Genomic DNA, 17,677 nt, shown 5'->3' with positions numbered 1-17,677 from the left:
CTCCGGTATAAATATATGAATGCTTGTAATATCAATTCTTTTTGGAGGGATTAAGATTCTCTCGGAAGAAATACAGATCTGCCTTTGTAATAACCGCAGTTCGGACAGGCCCGATGCGGCAGTGTCGGCTGATGGCAGTTTTGGCATTCAACAACCGTTGGTGTTTTTCCTTTCCATTGGGAACGTCGATTTCCTTGTCTTGATCTTGATTGTCTTCGTTTGGGTAGTGCCATTTTTATCCTCTGTTTATCTATTTAAATTTTACTTGTTTCAAAACTTCCCAGCGAGGGTCTATGGTCTCATGTGTGCAATTGCATGTGTTTACATTGAGGTTTTGACCACATTGGGGGCAAAGCCCCTTACAATTCGAAGAACATACCTGCTTGACCGGCAGTGACAATAATAGATTTTGTCTGATGGATTCTGTAATATCTACTGTTGTCTTGCTCTCTGTAATCATGTATATATCTTCTTCCTCTTTATCCAGTATGTGTTCATCGCTGGTCAGCACCAAATCAATGGTTTGTTCAATGTCAAAGCTAAAGTGCGTCAGGCATCTGTCACATTCCAGAGTACACCGGGTTTTAAATGTTGCTTTTACAAAAATCTCATGCCCAACTTTGTTGATCTCTGTAATGCAGTTGAATTTCGTCCTGAAATTCAAAAGTATCGCCAAGATCAACAGTCCTGGGTAAAATGTCTACATTTCTTACAGACAGACCTTCATTGAGATTAGAAATATCAAAATTGAGCATAATTCATTTTCTCCAAAGGCCAAATTAAAAGTTAGCAATTAAAGTACTAATAGTCAAGATAAAAATGCCGAATTTATGAATCTTGTTCATAGCACATCAGAACTCTTTGGCTAAAGAGCGCAAGTTCTGTGTTGCTTATCGATTCAAGTCAGACGTGTATATTGCACGTTTTTAACTCACAGGTTCTTTGCGTGTTCCAGGCCTAAATGAAAAGCCTTTAAATTCATTTCCTCTGTTCCTTTGGGTACCCGCGCCCGGATTGCGTTGCCGAGTGCCTCAACCGAGACAACATCGATGATACCTGCAATAATTCCCAGAGCGACGATGTTGGCCACAATACTGCGCCCGAGTTCTTTTCGTGCCGTTTCAATGATGGGAGCTTTGATGAGTTTGAACGAGCCTTTGGGAATATTTTTCACCGTATCCTGATCCACGACCAGAATCCCGTCAGCTTTAAGGTCATCAATATAACGGTCAACAGATTCCTGGGTTAACGCGAGAAACAGATCGATTTCAACGGCTTTGGGGTAATCTATATCTTTGTCGGAAATAATGACTTCAGAACGGCTGGCGCCGCCGCGTGCTTCCGGTCCATAAGACTGACTTTGCGTGGCGTTCAGATCGTCATAGATTGCAGCTGCTTCTGCGAGAATCTTGCCCGCCAGCATTAATCCCTGCCCACCTTCTCCGCTCAGGCGGACTTCGTATCTAAAGCTCACAATTAAGCTCCTTTCCCTTTTTTGTGGTCGATAAGTTTTTGATATTCTTCCCGGCATTCAGGTTTTTGAATATCTACAAAGATTCCGGTGATTATTTTATCATTCAGCTCTGAATCCGGCATGGATTCAGCTTTACGTTGAGAAATAGTGTGATCTTTTTGCCGCTGCAGCATCTTTACACCGTCTCCCTGTTTGTTCCGGCGTCCGAATGTCGTCGGGCAGGGGGACAGGGCTTCAACCAGTGAAAAACCTTTGCGGTCTATGGCCTTTACAATATAGTTTGTAAGCGGCATCGCATGATAGGCGGTACCGCGCGCCACAAATGAGGCGCCGGCCGCCTCAACCAGTTGAGGAATATCAAAATTGTTTTCGAAACTGCCGTACGGAGCCGTGCTGGCGTACGCGTTATACGGCGTTGTCGGAGAGACCTGTCCGCCGGTCATGCCGTAGATCTGGTTGTTGAATAAAACGACGGTCAGGTCAATATTGCGTCGGGCGGCATGAATCAGATGATTGCCGCCGATAGAGCTGGCGTCGCCGTCACCGGTTATGACAATCACGTGCATCTCCGGCCTTGCCATTTTGATCCCGGTTGCAAACGCAATGGCTCGTCCATGCGTCGTATGCAGTGTGTTAAAGTCCACGTAACCGGTCAGCCGGCTGGAACATCCGATGCCGGATACCATGCATACTTTGTCCTTGTCCAGCTGAGCTTCATGCACGGCGCGCAGCAGCGCTTTCATGACGATCCCGTGTCCGCATCCCGGACACCAGATAAGCGGCAGCTTTTCAGTGCGCAGATATTGTTCATAATTGATCATAGATTTCTCCGATCTCTTTCTCAAGGTCCTGCGGAGTAATGGGCGCACCGTTTATTTTGTTAAAAGCAAATACAGGCACGCCGTGTACCACAGCCCGCACTTGACGGACAATCTGTCCCATATTCATTTCCGGAACCAGAACGGCGCGCGCGTTGCAGGTGGCGTCGCTGACAAGCTTGTCGGCAAACGGCCAAATGCTTTTTAATCGCAGCATCCCGATTTTCTTTCCTTGAACGCGGCCGGTTTTCACCACATGTCGGACCGAACGGGCCACGGATCCGTAGGCAATGACAACCACTTCCGCGTCCTGCATGTAAAAGTATTCCGCAGAGACAATTTCATCCCGGCGTCCGTTGATTTTTCGGTCAAACCGTTCATACAAAGCCTGTACATTGTCATGGCTGGTGGACGGAAAACCGGTCGGATCGTGTGTCAGGCCGGTGACATGAAAACGGTAACCGGAGCCAAAGTCAGCCATAGGCGGCACATCCGTATCCGTGAATGCGTAGGGCAGATAATCCTCCCCCGGGCCGTTGGGTTTGACCCGGTTGATCACAGCATAATCATCCGGCGCCGGCATCCGCACTTTTTCATTCAGATGGGCAATAATTTCATCCATCAGCAGGATGACGGGGGTCCGGTAACGCTCGGACAGATTAAATGCTTCTATGGTCTGATCAAATGCTTCACGTACACTGGAGGGGGCTAATGCAATAATGGGATGATCGCCGTGCGTACCCCAGGCGGCCTGCATGATATCGCCCTGGGATGAATTGGTGGGCAATCCCGTGCTGGGTCCGCCGCGCATCACATCCACAATCACACACGGAACTTCGGCCATAACCGCATATCCAATGTTCTCCTGCATCAGCGAGAACCCCGGACCGGATGTGGCTGTCATGGATTTCGTGCCGGTCAAGGAGGCGCCGATAATGGCGGCCATGGATGAAATTTCGTCCTCCATCTGGATAAAGACCCCGCCTGCCTTGGGCAGCAAGCCGGACAAAACTTCGGCAATCTCCGAAGACGGGGTAATGGGGTAGCCGGCATAAAACCGCATGCCCGCCGCCATGGCGCCTTCGGCACAGGCTTCGTTACCTGTGAGCACTCGCGTGTTTGTATTCATATCAGGAATTCACCGCTGTTTTTTCTGCCTCTGTTATAACGCTGATCGCAAAATCCGGGCATCGCAGTTCGCACATCATACAGGCCGTGCATTTGTCCAGGTCTTTAACAACGGCTTTGCCGTTTTCCATAGCCAGAACATTTGTGGGGCAGAATGCCACACAAATTTCACAGCCTTTGCACCATGATTCCTTGATTTCTATGCGCTTTACTTTTTTCATAAGCATCCTCGGGTCTGAAAGACAGCATACGGGATTAGATCGACTGCAAGAGTTCAGTCAAATCGGGTTTTCCGATTTCCTGCAGATCATAGGTAACCCGCACACTTTTCTTTTTAATATTGATGATACGTCTCAAATCGATTGGCGTTCCTATAATCACAGCATCGCAATCGGTGTGATTGATCGTGGCTTCCAGATCTTTCATCTGCTTTTTGCCGTATCCCATCGCAGGTAAAAGTGTGCCGATTTTCGGATATTTTTGAAATGTTTCCGTCAAGGTCCCGCGCAGAAATGGCCGCGGATCCACAATTTCCGCCGCCCCCAGTTTCCGCGCTGCCATGATACCGGCTCCGAATTTCATTTCGCCATGCGTCAAAGTCGGACCATCTTCAACCACCAGGACCCGTTTGCCTTTGACCCATTCAGGAGAATCAACGGATATCGGCGAGGCTGCATCGACCACCACAGCGCCGGGATTCAATCGTTCAATATTTCTGCGTACACTTTCAATGTCTTCGATTTGCGCGGTTTCTTCTTTGTTGATGACGATAATATCAGCGGTTCTCAGATTGGTTTCACCGGGATAGTAGCTGGTTTCATGTCCCGGACGCAGAGGATCCACGACGGTGATCAACACATCCGGTTTGTAAAAAGAGGTGTCGTTATTGCCGCCGTCCCAGAGAATGACATCCGCTTCCTGTTCCGCCTGGCGCAGAATCGCTTCATAATCCACCCCTGCGTAGACAATGGATCCGCGATCGATATGCGGTTCATATTCTTCCATTTCTTCAATGGTGCAGTTATGAGCGACCAAATCATCCAGCGTTTCAAACCGCTGTGCTTTTTGGGCGGTCAAGTCTCCATACGGCATGGGATGACGAATGGCGACAATTTTTTTGCCTCTTTGTTTAAGAATTTCAGCCACCCGGCGTGTGGTCTGGCTTTTTCCGCAGCCGGTTCGGACAGCGCACACAGCCACCACCGGAACCTTGGATTTCAACATGCTGTGACGCGGGCCCAGAAGAGAAAACGTGGCCCCCAGTGCATTCACCTCCGAGGCCTTGTGCATAACATATTCGTGCGGCACGTCACTATAAGAAAAAAATACCTCATCCACCTGCTGGGATGTGATCAGATTACCCAGTTCGTCTTCGGGAACAATAGGGATGCCCTCAGGATACAAGCCGCCAGCCAATTCCGCCGGATATCGCCGGCCTTCGATGTTGGGGATTTGTGTCGCTGTAAAGGCGACGACATTATACTCATCATTGCCTCTGAAAAATGTGTTGAAATTGTGAAAATCACGTCCTGCTGCTCCCATAATGACAACGTGCTTGGGTTTCATAGCTCCTCCATTTTGTCGGATTTGTGTCATCTGGCTCATTCAAGCTGTTTTTATTGACATATTTAATTTCTGTATCTTGCTGCAGTTGCTTTTTCATTTCGATCAAGATGCGTTTTACATCATCAAGTTCCGTTGTGTTAAAAAGTTGTCGTCTTGTTTTCGAACTATCCGGCAAGCCTTTCAGATACTGAGACAGCTGTTTGCGCATTTTCAGTATGGCACGGTCAGCACCGTACCAGTCCACTGCATAATCAAGGTGCTGCAGACAGATGTCAAGACGTTCAGCGAAGGAGGGATGCTCCGGAATTGTATGAGCGTTGAGCGCTGTATGAATTTGCGGGAAAATCCAGGGATTGCCCATGGCGGCGCGTCCGATCATAACCATATCGCAGCCGGTCTGATCAAACATATCACGGGCGTCCTGACCGGTGTGGATATCTCCGTTACCAAAGACCGGGATCTGCACAGCCTGTTTGACTTTGGCAATTAAATTCCAGTCCGAGTGTCCCGTGAACCCCATGGTCTGGGTTCTGGGATGCAGTGCGATTGCAGCAATGCCGGTATCCTGCAGGCGCCGCGCGGCTTCAACTGCGATAATGGACTGATGATCCCAGCCGCTGCGGATTTTTGCCGTCACCGGAATAGATGTGGCGCTAACCGCAGCGCGTGCTATTGCCGTGAGACGCGGCAGATCCCGTAACAGAGCGGAACCGGCTCCGCGTTTTATGATTTTTTTGGCCGGACAGCCAAAATTCAAATCGATAAAATCAGGTTGTTTTTCCGCAATAATTTGAACCGCATCAGCTATAATATCTGGTTCGGCTCCGAATAGCTGAACAGAAACCGGACCTTCTGATTGGAAAAATTCGGCAAGAGCCAGTGTTTTGGCCTGATGTCTGATCGTACCATCTGCGCTGATCATTTCAGTGCAAAGGAGTCCCGCACCAAATGTTCGGCACAATCTGCGAAACGGAGGGTCAGACCAACCGGCCAGTGGAGCCAGTGCAGTTGGGTTTTTTATGTCTATACCACAAATATTCAAGGCGGGCGAATATAAATGTTTTAACAGTGATAGTCAAGGTTTTTTCCGGCCACGGCATTATTTAGAGCCGATTTCAATCATTGTGTTAAAAGTTTAATGCGTGTAAATACGTACTCCAGCTGGTCGTGTTTTAATACAATCCGTTTGTAATGAGAGTTGCCAAGCCGCTCGGGACCCGAGTCATATATCCGGACTTTTTTCTGCTTACGGCGATCATCATACCAATAAATCAGGTAAATGTTACCGTCATGAATTTCCAGGGCTGTGATACCGCGTTTTCCGGTCACACAGCCGGAATTGAAAATACAGGGAATCAGCAAGGTACTGTTATACAAATGACTGCCCATGGTCGGTTCGCTCTCTGTAACCCGGTGTAGCTCTTTTTTATAAGCTTCAATATCTATGATAATCTCCTGTCTCTCTTGCTCAGATGCCTGAGGATACAGACGCACCAGGTTTTCAATCTTGAATTTTAAGGTATCTTCCTTGCTCATAGATTCGAACAGGGGTCGATGGGTGTGCCCGATGATGGAGACAATGTGCTGCTTGCTGGAAAATTCGTATATGTTTTTTTCAATGCTGTACTTTTTTTCATTGTCCAAAGCTTTGGATAAATTTTTCAAGCCCAGCGGTTTTACAATGTGCCGCAGCAAAAATCCAAACAGCGTATTGTATTTGTCGAATCTTGTAGTCCCCTGGTGGCCATGAAAAACAAGAAACACATCAGAATGATAGATGAACTTGATAGCATGGTGCAGATTCTCAGAGTAACGATAATCTTGCCGGTACGACAAAAGATAATCGTGGTTGCCGATCATTTTATGCAAACGCCCCCTTGCCTTGAACTGGTCAAACAGATCAAAAACATCTGACCAGGTCTCCATGATTTTCCCCAGGCGGAATTTATGCAGTTCCTCCACATCACCATTCAGCACAAGTCGATAATCCTGTTTCAAATAATAATCGCGCAGAACCGTGGTAAACAGTTTTGAGTTTCTTTTAAAATCATCGCGCCGTTTGTTATTGCCCATGTGCAGGTCACTCAGGAATAAAATTTTATCCTGATCCGCGATCTGTATTTCCGGGGCTGTTTTTAAAAGATCTGTGAGTTTTTTCTGTATCATACTGACCAGGTATATTTTTCGAGTTCTGTTTTCTTTAGCGCGTCTTTGATTTGGGCCTGCCAGTCCGGGACTCCCGATTCGGCTTTGTGAACCTGGTCCATTTTTGCCTTGGTTTCCGGACGTTGCGGTACCAGATAACTGCAGCAGTCATCATGCGGCTCAATGGACGTCGTAAAGGTGCCCAGGTCGCGTGCTTTTTTAATAATGCTGTCCTTGTCCAGCCCGGATAACGGACGCAATACCGGCATGGTGATGGCGTCGTCAATCGCGGCGATGTTTTCCAATGTCTGTGAAGCCACCTGTCCCAGACTGTCCCCCGTAACCAGGGCCCGCGCGCCTTCCTTTTCAGCCACTTTTTGTGCCAGCCTGTACATCATGCGCCGGTATAAAATAACCCTGAACTTTTCCGGTGCGCCTGAAATAATAGCTCGCTGAATAGAGGCCAGTGGAACGAGGTACAGTTTTGAACGATATTGATAGCGGGTCAAATGGCGTACCAAAGCTTGCGCGTTGTAGATAGAGGATTTTTCCGTATAGGGATAACTGTGAAAATGGACGAAAATATTCTGACATCCCCGTGTCATCATCATGAACGAGGAAACCGGTGAGTCGATACCGGAAGAAAGCATACTGACGACTTTGCCTGTACTGCCGACCGGCAGTCCGCGGATGCCGCGGATGCTGTTCACGGAAAAAAATACTTTTTTATTGAAAATTTCAATGGAAATGGTCAAATCCGCCTGATCGCTCAAATCTACGGGTTTGCCGAGTTGCATGTGAATTCTCGAACCCACGATCCGGTTGATTTCGACCGATGTATGGGGAAACTGTTTGTCAGCGCGCCTCGTGTCAACGCGGAATGTGTTAAAAGACATGGACTTTACGATGTCGAAAACCTGGTCTTTTAATGTGTCAGGATCGCGCGATCCGGGATAGGCCGGCCGCAGATAGGCAATACCGACCACGTGTTGCAGGCGGTCGAGTATTTCCTGCGTCTGATCCATGTGATTGAAAAACAGCAAAAAACGTCCGTAATCCATTTTGACATGGCAACCGGGCAAACCGTTTAAAGCATGATTGATGTTGTCGCGCAAACGGGCTTCGAAAAAGCCGCGGTTTCCCTTTTTCAGGCTGATTTCACTGTGATGAATGATGATACAGGGGGTTGCGTGTTCCGACATTATTCTTTTCCTGATATGAAAAATCCGGCGTTTTTCAGGCCGGATTGTTATTTAAACAATAGCAAAGTTATTGATTGCAAAATTTTCAATGCGGGATGATTTCATCACCCTTTTTTATTTAACGACCACACCATTCAGTACCGTATCGCTGATCATTTGGGCCGCAATATTGAGATCCAGATTTTTACTCGCTGAAAGCGCGTAATTGGAGGATATATGATCGACCGCACCAAATACGATTTGTTTGAAAATGCTGGGATGGATATCCGTGCGAAATTCTCCCTTTTCCTGACCCTGTGAAAAGGCAGTGCCGATGATATCCAGATATTCCTTGAAACGTGTTCCGTGATAATTATGCAAAAATTTGTTGCTCTGTCTCAGCTCGACTTCAAAGAGCACCGCCAGGTCGGGATTGTTTTTGACGATTTCAAAGTGCTGTTCAATGAATGTAATGATTTTTTCCGTTGCTGTGCTTTTTTCCTGCATCAGAGTTCTGATTCGTTCAATAATAGGGGCCATCTCTTCTTCAAAAATCGATATCAGCAGATCGTCCTTGTTTTCAAAATATAAATAAGTCGTGCCGGTGGCAACACCTGCTTCTTTGGCGATATCCTCGACTTTGGATTTAAAAAAACCATGGCGCGCAAAGACCTTGATGGCAGCCTTTAACAAACGAGTGCGTTTGGACTCATTCATATACTCGCTTCCTCCATTTACTAAATATTCTGAATAATGTTCAAATATAGGAAACAAATGGTGAAAAAACAAAATGAAATTGAAATTGATGCAAATATTTCCTTGTCTTGTGTGTATCAATATATGTATATTGGTCTATTCCACAGACCATCCATCGTAGAATGCATCATCGGTAGGGGTTCTCCGTATTTCGGTTTCATCGATTTATTGGAATTAACGAAACATTCAAAATGAATTCACGTAAACCAGAACAAAATGGAAAGAGGGAACAATGAGTAATGTACAATCACAGGAAAAGGATATGAATGTTTTTCAGAGAATTATTAATGTTTTTCTGGCGCCGACAGCCACCTTTACTGCAGTCCGCGAGAAACCAAAATGGATCATTCCATTCATTCTTATTCTCTTAATCGGCTTGTTTACAACTTTTATGCTGCAGCCGGTCATTGCAGACATGCAGAAAGAAGCCATGATCAAGCAATATGAAAAAATGGGAATGAGTCAGCAGGAAATGGATCAAGCCCTGGAAAAGGCCCGGCAATGGTCCGGACTTTTCGTCTATCCGTCTGCTTTGATCGGTGTGGCTATGATGCTGGCTGCAGGAGGCCTGGTCTGGTTGTTTGTCGGTAATACCGTTTTGGCCAGCAGTATGACCTTTCATCAGGCCATGGGATTAAATGTCTACCGGTACCTGATTATTTCCCTGGGAGGTCTGATAAAACTGCCGATTATGCTGTCAAAGAACAGTATGGACGTGCATTTCAGTCTGGCTACGTTTATGCCGTCTGACGCCAGCTCTGGATTTTTATACAAATTTCTGGCAAATATTGAAGTCTTTAACATCTGGTCGATCGCTGTATTGTGCATCGGACTTGCGGTGATTACCCGGGCAGATGTTAAAAAGGTTTGGCCCTGGGTGGCAGCGCTTTTTCTGATTTATTATCTGGCTGCAGCCGGCCTGGGAACCGCATTTGGTCAATAAGCGAAAACGTAAATATGGAGACCCTATCATGAAGAAACGAATTCTATTGATGATCGTCCTGTGCTGCTCTGTTCTGTCTGCACAGGAAACTCTTGACCTTGATCAATGTATTAATATCGCCCTGCAAAATAATTCTCAGCTTCGAATAGCCGAGACCCAGGTGGACATTTCCGGCACTCAGGTTGTCAGCGCGCGCTCAAATTGGCTGCCGACTGTCGGACTCAGCTCGGGGCCGGAAAAACCATTCAGGGACCGCGCTCCCTGAAAGAGAATGTACCGGTGGCAACCGATCCGGAAACGGGCAGGGTTATTTATGAACAACGACAGATCAACCAGAGCAAAACAGAGTGGAATCAATACTCTTTTGGAGTGTCTCTGGATCAGACTCTGTATGATTTCGGCCGTACGACAAATTCGATCCGCACGGCAAAAGCCATTCAGAAAGCAGATCAGCACCGACTGATCAGTCAGCGGCATCAGGTTATCGCTAACGTGAAAAAAGCGTATTTTGACCTCTTAAAGGCGCGTGAGGTAAAGGATGTGTATGTAGAGGCTGTCAAGGCTGCCAAAGAAAATATGGACTATCATGAATCCATGATGGATATCGGATTAATGTCCAAGGCGGAAATCTATCAGGCCAAAGTAAATATCAGCAATCAGCGTGCAAACCTGATCAATGCGCAGAATGAAATTCAATTTGCCAAAGCCGCCCTGAATAATTCAATGGGGCGTAATCCTTCAACACCATTTGAAATTCCTCAAAGAGATGTCGCGCCGGTCTTTCCTGACTATGATTTTGAAAATGCCGTCGAGATTGCACTGGAAAATAATGAATATTTAAAGGCCCTAAATTTACAGGTCAAAGCCGAGGAATTTGCAATCCGTCAGGCCAAAGCGCGTTATTACCCCGTGATCAGCGGTGGCGCTTCCTACAACCGGATGAATACTGATGCCGGGCGTGTGTACACGAAAAATCTGGATGAAGACTATGCAATAAGCATCGGTGCAAACTTTAATTTTAATATTTTCAATGGACTGGCTGATAAAACCGCGATCCAGCGTCAAATTCTGAACAAAGAAAATGCGCTGGAGCGCCTGCGCGAGGAGAAACGTCTGCTTTTGACGGATGTGAAACAGTACTTTCTGCAGCTCAAAGCGTTCAAAGATATTATTGAACTCAATCAAATGAATATTGAAGCCTATGAGGAAAACTTGAAACTGCAGAGAGAAAAACGCCGTGTCGGTTCCGGAACAGAACTTGAAGTGACGCAGGCGCAGGTTGAATTGGTGAACGCTAAAGAAACGCTGGTGCGCGCCCGCTATAATACAAAAATTGCCGAAGCGCATCTCCAGGCCGCTCTTGGAACTATTGAGCAATAATCATGAGGAAAAAATCCATGCACGAGTATCGAACTCCCATATCACTCATTTTCATTGGTCTGCTTTTAATCACGGTCATCGCATGCGAGAAAACAGAAGGCGAAGGAAGCGGCGGCGTCTCTCCCAGCAGCAGTGAACCCAGAATTCTGGAGGCATTTACATGCGCGGACGTGCAGGATAATCTGCCTCTGGGTATCGATAATCAGTTTTTTGTCGATGAAACCATCTATCTGTGGATGCACTGGGAAAATGTACAGGGTGATCATTCCATGCGCGTCTTGTGGGTTGATCCTGATAATGATATCATAGAAAAGACACAAACGTTTACATCCGAAAGCGGATTTTATACCATCTATTTCTGGATCGATACGTCCTCATCAGCGCCTGTGGGACAATGGCTGGCTGAGATTTACCTAAATGGTTATTTGATCCGAAGCTATACATTCTGGCTGGATGCCTAAATGCCAACGTATAACAGGAGATTGCAAATGTCAAAAAAGAAAATCATCATAGGAGTTGTACTTTTACTGGTTATTGGTGCGATGGTGTTTGTGAACCTGAGAAAACGCCACGGTGATGTTACCAAAGTCACCGTTACCAAAGTCAAAAAAGGCTCAATCACTGAATCCGTCTCCGGTTCCGGATATATACAGCCGGAATTGGACGTGGAAATTTCCGCAAGAATTTCCGCAGAGATTATAGAAATTCATATCAAAGAAGGGGATACCGTTAAGAAAGGTGAGCTTTTGGTTGATCTGGACCGGCAGCGTTATGAAGCTCTCCTGGAACGCGCCGAGTCGGGAGTGCTTTCTGCCGAAGCAACATTGAAAAAAGCAATGGCTGATTATAACCGCATTAAACAGTTATATGATCAGGATTTAAAATCTCAGGCTGAACTGGATGCCGCGGAAGCTGATATGATGCTGGCAAAGAGTCAGCTGCAGCAGACGCGCGCCTCTCTGCGTGAAGCCGGGGACAACCTGGCCAAAACCCGGCTTGTTGCTCCGATCAACGGTGTTGTGACCAAACTCAACAAGGAAGAAGGCGAAATTGCGGTGGGGTCTGAATTTCAGGCCGATCCTATTATGACTGTCTCTGACTTGAGTCAAATGGAGGTTTTGGCTGAAATTGATGAAAATGATGTTGTGCTCGTGGAATTGGATGATATTGCTAAAATCGAAGTGGATGCGATTCCCGATACGGCGCTGGAAGGCACAGTCTCGGAAATTGCCCATACGGCTACAACACTCGGACGCGGAACCCAGGAACAGGTGACCAATTTTGAAGTAAAAATCGCCATTACCACCCCGTTCAAAGCGCTCAGACCCGGAATGTCATCCACAGTAGACATTGAAACGGAAACAAGGGATTCGACGCTGTATGTGCCCATTCAATGTGTAACAATGCGGGAGGTTGATCAGGATTCCACATCCCGCCCAAAGGATAAAGAGGAAAAACAAAAAGTGGTCTTTGTGGTGCAAGCGGATACAGTACAGCTCACACCGGTGACGACAGGCATCAGCAGCGAAACAGACATTGAGGTCTTGACCGGACTGCAAGAGGGCGATCAGGTGGTTACCGGAAGCTACAAAGTGATTTCACAGACGCTGAAGGGCGGTGATGCCGTCAATATCCAAAAAAGCCCTGAAAAAAATGATAATTCAGAAGAGTGAGGTTTGATATGTTGATCGAATTTAAGGATATTAAAAAAATATACGAAATCGGAACAGTCACCGTTCCGGCTCTCCAGGGAATCAGTTTGAATATCAACCGTAACGAGTATGTGGCTATCATGGGGCCCTCGGGGTCCGGCAAGTCGACGTTGATGAATATTGTGGGATGTCTGGATACCCCGTCGTCCGGGCTGTACAATTTGAACAATTCCAATGTGAGCAATATGACGGATAATGAACTTGCTGAAATCAGAAACCGGGAAATTGGATTTGTATTTCAAACCTTTAATTTACTTCCGCGTGCCAATGCCCTGCATAATGTAGAGATGCCTTTAATTTACAACGGCACGCCTGCCGTCAAACGCCGTGAACTGGCGAAACAAGCTCTGCAGCGGGTCGGTCTGGCGGATCGTATGGATCATAAACCCAATGAACTGTCCGGCGGCCAACGTCAACGCGTTGCCATTGCCCGGGCGCTGGTCAATAACCCTTCGATCATTTTGGCCGATGAGCCCACAGGAAACCTGGACAGTAAAACCGGTGAGGAGATTATGGAGATTTTCGCCGATCTGCACAAAGCCGGTAACACCATTATACTGGTCACACATGAGGAAGAATTGGCCGAGCACGCCAATCGCGTTTTGCGTCTCAAAGACGGATTCATCGATCATGATGGTGTCAATCAGAAAAAACAAGGCAAAGTGAATGCCGGAGCAAATACCTGATAAACGTGATTCAGAGGTCTTATGAATTTTTTAATCTATGTCGGTGAAGGTCTAAAGATCGCGTTCCAAGCCCTGCGGTCTTATAAAATGCGTTCCACTCTCACGACTCTGGGTGTGGTAATTGGTGTGACCACGGTTATTACGATTGTCACTCTGGTGCAGGGACTGAACACTGCCTTTAAAAGCGAATTGTCTTCCATTGGAACCAATACGCTTTATATCAATAAATATCCCTGGGTCATTATGAGTCAGGAAGAATGGATCAGGGTGCGCAACCGCCCGAATATCACCATGCAAGAAGCGGAAAAAATCAAAGATTGGTCGCAATATGCCGCTGCTGTGGCGCCGACTCTGGATACGCGCAGAAATGCCAAATACAGAGAACGCAGCATCAAGGATGTTTCGATTATCGGCACCACCGCGGATTATCTGCTGACTTCGAATACGTTTCCGGAAAAAGGCCGCTTTTTGTCTTCCGTTGATGTGGATCATCGTCGGGCGGTCTGTGTACTGGGTCAGGATGTGGTGGATGAACTGTTTCCTTATACCGACCCCCTCGGCAAACGGGTGAATCTGGGGGACGTAATTTCACCGTGATTGGCGTTTCAGAACGCAAGGGTAAAATGTTCGGGGAAAGCCAGGATCAGGTGGCCATTATTCCCATGGGTGTGTTTCAATCGGTATTTGGCGCCCGCTGGCGGTCTGTTTCTATCGAAGTACAGGTAGATTCTCCTGAACTGATAGAGGATGCGGAAATTGAACTCACCGGATTGATGCGGCGTATACGCGGTTTGCCGCCGTCAGAAAAAAATGATTTTAATATCAATCAGCAGAGCACTCTGGTGGATACCTATAATAATATCACAAAGAGTTTGTGGGCTGTTGCAATTGGAGTGGGCACCATTTCGTTGTTGGTGGGGGGGATCGGTATTATGAATATCTTGCTGGTATCGGTCACCGAACGCACACGGGAAATCGGGGTGCGTAAAGCGCTCGGCGCACGTCGTTCACATATTATGGTGCAGTTCCTTATCGAATCTGTCATGATCTGCGCGCTCGGGGTGCTGATCGGAATTGGGCTGGCGCTTGGCCTTGCCAGGCTGATCGAGTCTTCAACACCGCTGCCGGCCGAGGTAACCGGCTGGGTGATGATCCTTGGATTGGTGTTTGTTTTTACCATTGGTATCTTTTTCGGGTTGTATCCGGCCGAGTAAGGCTGCCCGATTAAATCCCATTGATGCCCTGCGTTATGAATAACGGTGGAGGTTTTGTGAATTTATCGGAAAGTTTCGGAATGGCATTAACCGCCATTCGTATGAATAAAATGCGGTCCACATTGACGCTGCTCGGTATTATTATCGGTGTGATGACCATTATTGCCATGCAGTCCCTGATCACCGGACTGCGCAACAGTGTTACCAGTGAATTGAGCGTTTTAACCTCAAATGTTTTCCAGGTACAAAAGTATCCGCCGGTTGGCAACTATGATCGGCGGGAATATCGCAATCGCAAAGATCTGACGCGCAAAGACGCCGATGCGGTGCGTCAGTTTGCTACAGCTGTTGAAGCTGTGGGCGCCGAGGTATGGGAGTTTGGGCAGGAAATTCAGCATGCGGATAAAAAAACTCCGCCTACGATCACTCTGGCAGGCGGGACGCCCGAATTTTTGCAAAACAATGGTTATGTGATGCAGCGCGGACGGTTTTTAACTGAAATGGATGTGGATTACAGCCGTAATGTGGCCATTATCGGTGTTGATGTGCTGAATGAATTGTTTCCCTACAGCGATCCCATGGGAAAAGAAATTAAAATTCACGGCGAACGCTTTTTGGTTGTCGGCCTGTTGGAGGAAATGGGCGATGTGCTGGGCAATACGCGTGACAACCGGGCCATCATTCCCATTACCCGGTTTGAAAAAATATTCGGCAAAGAGCGTTCGATTAATATTACGGTCAAGGCAAAGAGTCCGGAGCTTTTCGATACGGCAATGAATCAAACGATTGGTATTTTACGTGCGTCCCGTAAAGTTGAACCGGGCCGGGAAAATGATTTTGAAATACGCACAAATGATATGCTGATTGATTTTTTCGACAATATGACCAAATATGTGCGAATTGTTGCGATCGCTATTGCATCCATTTCTTTGATTGTCGCTGGCGTGGGCATTATGAATATCATGCTGGTATCGGTCACCGAACGCACCCGGGAAATCGGCATTCGAAAAGCCATTGGAGCCAAACGCCGGGATATTCTCTGGCAGTTTATGGTGGAAGCTGTGGTGTTGAGCCAGGTCGGGGGCGTGGTCGGCATTTTACTCGGAATTCTCATCGGAAAAGTTGTCGAAATGAGCGCTCCGGTGCCTGCCGCAATTCCCACCGGCACGGTGATTTTGGGACTGTTATTCTGTTCCGTGGTCGGGATTGTGTTTGGTGTCTATCCCGCTACCAAGGCTTCGAAACTGGAACCCATTCATGCGCTGAGGTATGAATAAAATATTCAGCTTGCCGGTTTTACCGGCAAGCGCCTTTAGCCTGTCTTTTTTGATTCGATATTTCAATCAACCCGTATCCATTCTCATCTTACCGTCTCATGATCTGTTATTTCTCGTTCCGTCTTTACAATTCCCTCCAATAAAGGCTTGATTCTCTCCTCTGTGTATTGTAACTTTACATCTTAAAAACAAGGACCTTTTGTGAAAGATTTTAAAGATACTGTAGAATTTATCAAAACTGCGATACAAGCGCAAATATTTGAACGTCTGCAGTCGGAACAAGGCACTTTATTGTACAGTCCTGTGCATTATGCTTTGGATACCGGCGGAAAACGCCTGCGTCCGGTTCTCCTGTATCTGACATATCAGCTGCTCTCGGACCCGGATCAGAGCGTGCTCGATGCCGCTGCCGCTGTGGAAATTTTGCATAATTTTACACTGGTGCATGATGATATTATGGACCGGGATGAACTGCGGCGCGGAAAAGAAACCGTTTATAAACGCTGGGATGAGAATGTGGCGATTCTGGCCGGTGATGCGATGCTGGTCAAGTGCTATGAAGCCCTTTCCTTTGTGTCTTCTAAACTCCTGCCTGGCTTGATGTTTGACTTTTCCCGCGCGATTCTCGCGATTTGTGAAGGCCAGATGATGGACATGTCATTCGAAACGCGTGATGATGTGACATTGCTGGAATATTTTGATATGATTGACAAGAAAACCGCGCGGCTTTTTGCACTTGCCTGCGAAAGCGGTGTTTATCTGGCCGGCGCGTCATCCGAGCAAAAAAATGCCATGCACCAGTATGGTATGGCGATCGGTCGGGCGTTTCAGATACAGGATGATCTTTTGGATGTCTCTGCTGAAGAGTCTGTGCTCGGAAAAGATGTGGGCAGCGATATGATCAACGGGAAAAAGACATTTCTGGTACTGCACATGAACGAGAATATGAACAGCGAACAGCGCCGGCAAATGACTCCGGCGCTGGATGCTCTCAACTCGGATCCGAACAGTATTCGTAAAGTTTATGATATTCTCAGGGACATTGGAACGATCAAAGCCGCCCAGTCGGAAATACAGACCGCTCTCGTGGATGCGAAACAGGCCCTGTACCATTTTCCGTTAAACTCAGCCAGACAGTCGCTGGAAGATCTGGTGAAACTCATTGAACATCGTACTTTTTGATTATGCGTTATTTTTTCTGGATTCTTATTCTGCTGTTAATGGCCTTTATGGCTTCGCGGCTCATTTCTCTGATACTTCGCGGAAAGCTGTTCGAAGAGGGCGCGTTTAAAAAAGAGATCAAAGAGAGCGGCAAAACCCTGTGGCTGGGGATGCGGTTGTTTGTTGTGATCTGGCTATTGTACTTGTTGTTGCTGCATATTGTCAGTAATCGTTAA

Annotated in this window: 21 protein-coding genes; 11 read left to right on the top strand and 10 right to left on the bottom strand. The window is 47.0% G+C overall.

The genetic code is table 11. The features are described from left to right. Positions 1 to 50: 50 nt before the first annotated feature. The 10 genes from rpmF to U5R06_13210 all read right to left on the bottom strand — a co-directional run bounded on the left by rpmF (position 51) and on the right by U5R06_13210 (position 9,029). Positions 51 to 233, bottom strand: a complete 183-nt coding sequence (rpmF, locus tag U5R06_13255; GenBank protein ID MDZ7723734.1) for a 50S ribosomal protein L32 — start codon at positions 231 to 233, stop codon at positions 51 to 53. 698 nt (positions 234 to 931) lie between these two features. Continuing rightward, positions 932 to 1,474 carry a 2-oxoacid:acceptor oxidoreductase family protein gene (locus U5R06_13250; protein ID MDZ7723733.1) on the bottom strand — a complete coding sequence of 181 codons (543 nt, stop codon included), beginning with the start codon at positions 1,472 to 1,474 and terminating at the stop codon, positions 932 to 934. Positions 1,475 to 1,476: 2 nt separating this feature from the next. Further along, positions 1,477 to 2,295 carry a 2-oxoacid:ferredoxin oxidoreductase subunit beta gene (locus tag U5R06_13245; GenBank protein MDZ7723732.1) on the bottom strand — a complete coding sequence of 273 codons (819 nt, stop codon included), beginning with the start codon at positions 2,293 to 2,295 and terminating at the stop codon, positions 1,477 to 1,479. Further along, the gene (locus U5R06_13240; protein ID MDZ7723731.1) at positions 2,282 to 3,421 is read right to left on the bottom strand and encodes a 2-oxoacid:acceptor oxidoreductase subunit alpha; all 1,140 of its coding nucleotides are present in this window, start codon (positions 3,419 to 3,421) and stop codon (positions 2,282 to 2,284) included. The genes U5R06_13245 and U5R06_13240 overlap by 14 nt, the downstream gene beginning before the upstream one ends. A 1-nt stretch (position 3,422) precedes the next feature. Further along, positions 3,423 to 3,641: a 4Fe-4S binding protein gene (locus tag U5R06_13235; GenBank protein ID MDZ7723730.1), complete on the bottom strand. Its 219-nt coding sequence runs from the start codon at positions 3,639 to 3,641 to the stop codon at positions 3,423 to 3,425. 34 nt (positions 3,642 to 3,675) lie between these two features. Then, a complete protein-coding gene (locus tag U5R06_13230) occupies positions 3,676 to 4,986 on the bottom strand; it encodes a cyclic 2,3-diphosphoglycerate synthase (GenBank protein ID MDZ7723729.1) in 1,311 nt (436 codons plus the stop codon). After that, positions 4,943 to 6,028, bottom strand: coding sequence for a tRNA dihydrouridine synthase DusB (gene dusB, locus U5R06_13225; protein MDZ7723728.1), 1,086 nt, complete (start codon positions 6,026 to 6,028; stop codon positions 4,943 to 4,945). The genes U5R06_13230 and dusB overlap by 44 nt, the downstream gene beginning before the upstream one ends. A 77-nt stretch (positions 6,029 to 6,105) precedes the next feature. Then, complete coding sequence (locus tag U5R06_13220) at positions 6,106 to 7,152, bottom strand: metallophosphoesterase family protein (protein MDZ7723727.1); 1,047 nt, start codon at positions 7,150 to 7,152, stop codon at positions 6,106 to 6,108. Continuing rightward, positions 7,149 to 8,333 carry a tRNA uracil 4-sulfurtransferase ThiI gene (thiI, locus tag U5R06_13215; GenBank protein MDZ7723726.1) on the bottom strand — a complete coding sequence of 395 codons (1,185 nt, stop codon included), beginning with the start codon at positions 8,331 to 8,333 and terminating at the stop codon, positions 7,149 to 7,151. Before thiI ends, U5R06_13220 begins: the two co-directional genes overlap by 4 nt. Before the next feature lie 114 nt (positions 8,334 to 8,447). After that, positions 8,448 to 9,029, bottom strand: a complete 582-nt coding sequence (locus U5R06_13210) for a TetR/AcrR family transcriptional regulator (GenBank protein MDZ7723725.1) — start codon at positions 9,027 to 9,029, stop codon at positions 8,448 to 8,450. A gap of 271 nt (positions 9,030 to 9,300) precedes the next feature. On the opposite strand from U5R06_13210, the gene U5R06_13205 reads away from it, so the two are divergent. From U5R06_13205 to U5R06_13155, 11 genes are all read left to right on the top strand, one after another. Next, positions 9,301 to 10,011, top strand: a complete 711-nt coding sequence (locus tag U5R06_13205; protein ID MDZ7723724.1) for a YIP1 family protein — start codon at positions 9,301 to 9,303, stop codon at positions 10,009 to 10,011. A 28-nt stretch (positions 10,012 to 10,039) separates the two neighbouring features. Then, positions 10,040 to 10,276, top strand: coding sequence for a TolC family protein (locus tag U5R06_13200; GenBank protein ID MDZ7723723.1), 237 nt, complete (start codon positions 10,040 to 10,042; stop codon positions 10,274 to 10,276). Between the two features lie 14 nt (positions 10,277 to 10,290). After that, entirely contained in the window at positions 10,291 to 11,391 is a 1,101-nt protein-coding gene (locus U5R06_13195; GenBank protein MDZ7723722.1) for a TolC family protein, read from the top strand. Between the two features lie 17 nt (positions 11,392 to 11,408). Then, positions 11,409 to 11,852 carry a hypothetical protein gene (locus tag U5R06_13190; GenBank protein MDZ7723721.1) on the top strand — a complete coding sequence of 148 codons (444 nt, stop codon included), beginning with the start codon at positions 11,409 to 11,411 and terminating at the stop codon, positions 11,850 to 11,852. A gap of 27 nt (positions 11,853 to 11,879) precedes the next feature. Then, positions 11,880 to 13,064: an efflux RND transporter periplasmic adaptor subunit gene (locus U5R06_13185; GenBank protein MDZ7723720.1), complete on the top strand. Its 1,185-nt coding sequence runs from the start codon at positions 11,880 to 11,882 to the stop codon at positions 13,062 to 13,064. 8 nt (positions 13,065 to 13,072) lie between these two features. Next, complete coding sequence (locus U5R06_13180; protein MDZ7723719.1) at positions 13,073 to 13,789, top strand: ABC transporter ATP-binding protein; 717 nt, start codon at positions 13,073 to 13,075, stop codon at positions 13,787 to 13,789. 21 nt (positions 13,790 to 13,810) lie between these two features. Next, positions 13,811 to 14,386 (top strand): ABC transporter permease, encoded by a 576-nt coding sequence (locus U5R06_13175; GenBank protein MDZ7723718.1) that lies wholly within the window; start codon positions 13,811 to 13,813, stop codon positions 14,384 to 14,386. Next, a complete protein-coding gene (locus U5R06_13170; protein MDZ7723717.1) occupies positions 14,383 to 15,003 on the top strand; it encodes an FtsX-like permease family protein in 621 nt (206 codons plus the stop codon). Before U5R06_13175 ends, U5R06_13170 begins: the two co-directional genes overlap by 4 nt. A gap of 56 nt (positions 15,004 to 15,059) precedes the next feature. Next, positions 15,060 to 16,280, top strand: a complete 1,221-nt coding sequence (locus U5R06_13165) for an ABC transporter permease (GenBank protein ID MDZ7723716.1) — start codon at positions 15,060 to 15,062, stop codon at positions 16,278 to 16,280. 201 nt (positions 16,281 to 16,481) lie between these two features. Beyond that, positions 16,482 to 17,462: a polyprenyl synthetase family protein gene (locus U5R06_13160; protein MDZ7723715.1), complete on the top strand. Its 981-nt coding sequence runs from the start codon at positions 16,482 to 16,484 to the stop codon at positions 17,460 to 17,462. Continuing rightward, a complete protein-coding gene (locus tag U5R06_13155; GenBank protein MDZ7723714.1) occupies positions 17,459 to 17,677 on the top strand; it encodes a hypothetical protein in 219 nt (72 codons plus the stop codon). The genes U5R06_13160 and U5R06_13155 overlap by 4 nt, the downstream gene beginning before the upstream one ends.

The sequence above is a fragment of the candidate division KSB1 bacterium genome, from assembly GCA_034521575.1.
GTDB lineage: Bacteria > Zhuqueibacterota > Zhuqueibacteria > Residuimicrobiales > Krinioviventaceae > JAXHMJ01.
The sequence above is the reverse complement of the archived record's forward strand: the minus strand, read 5'-3'. Positions and strand labels throughout refer to the sequence as shown.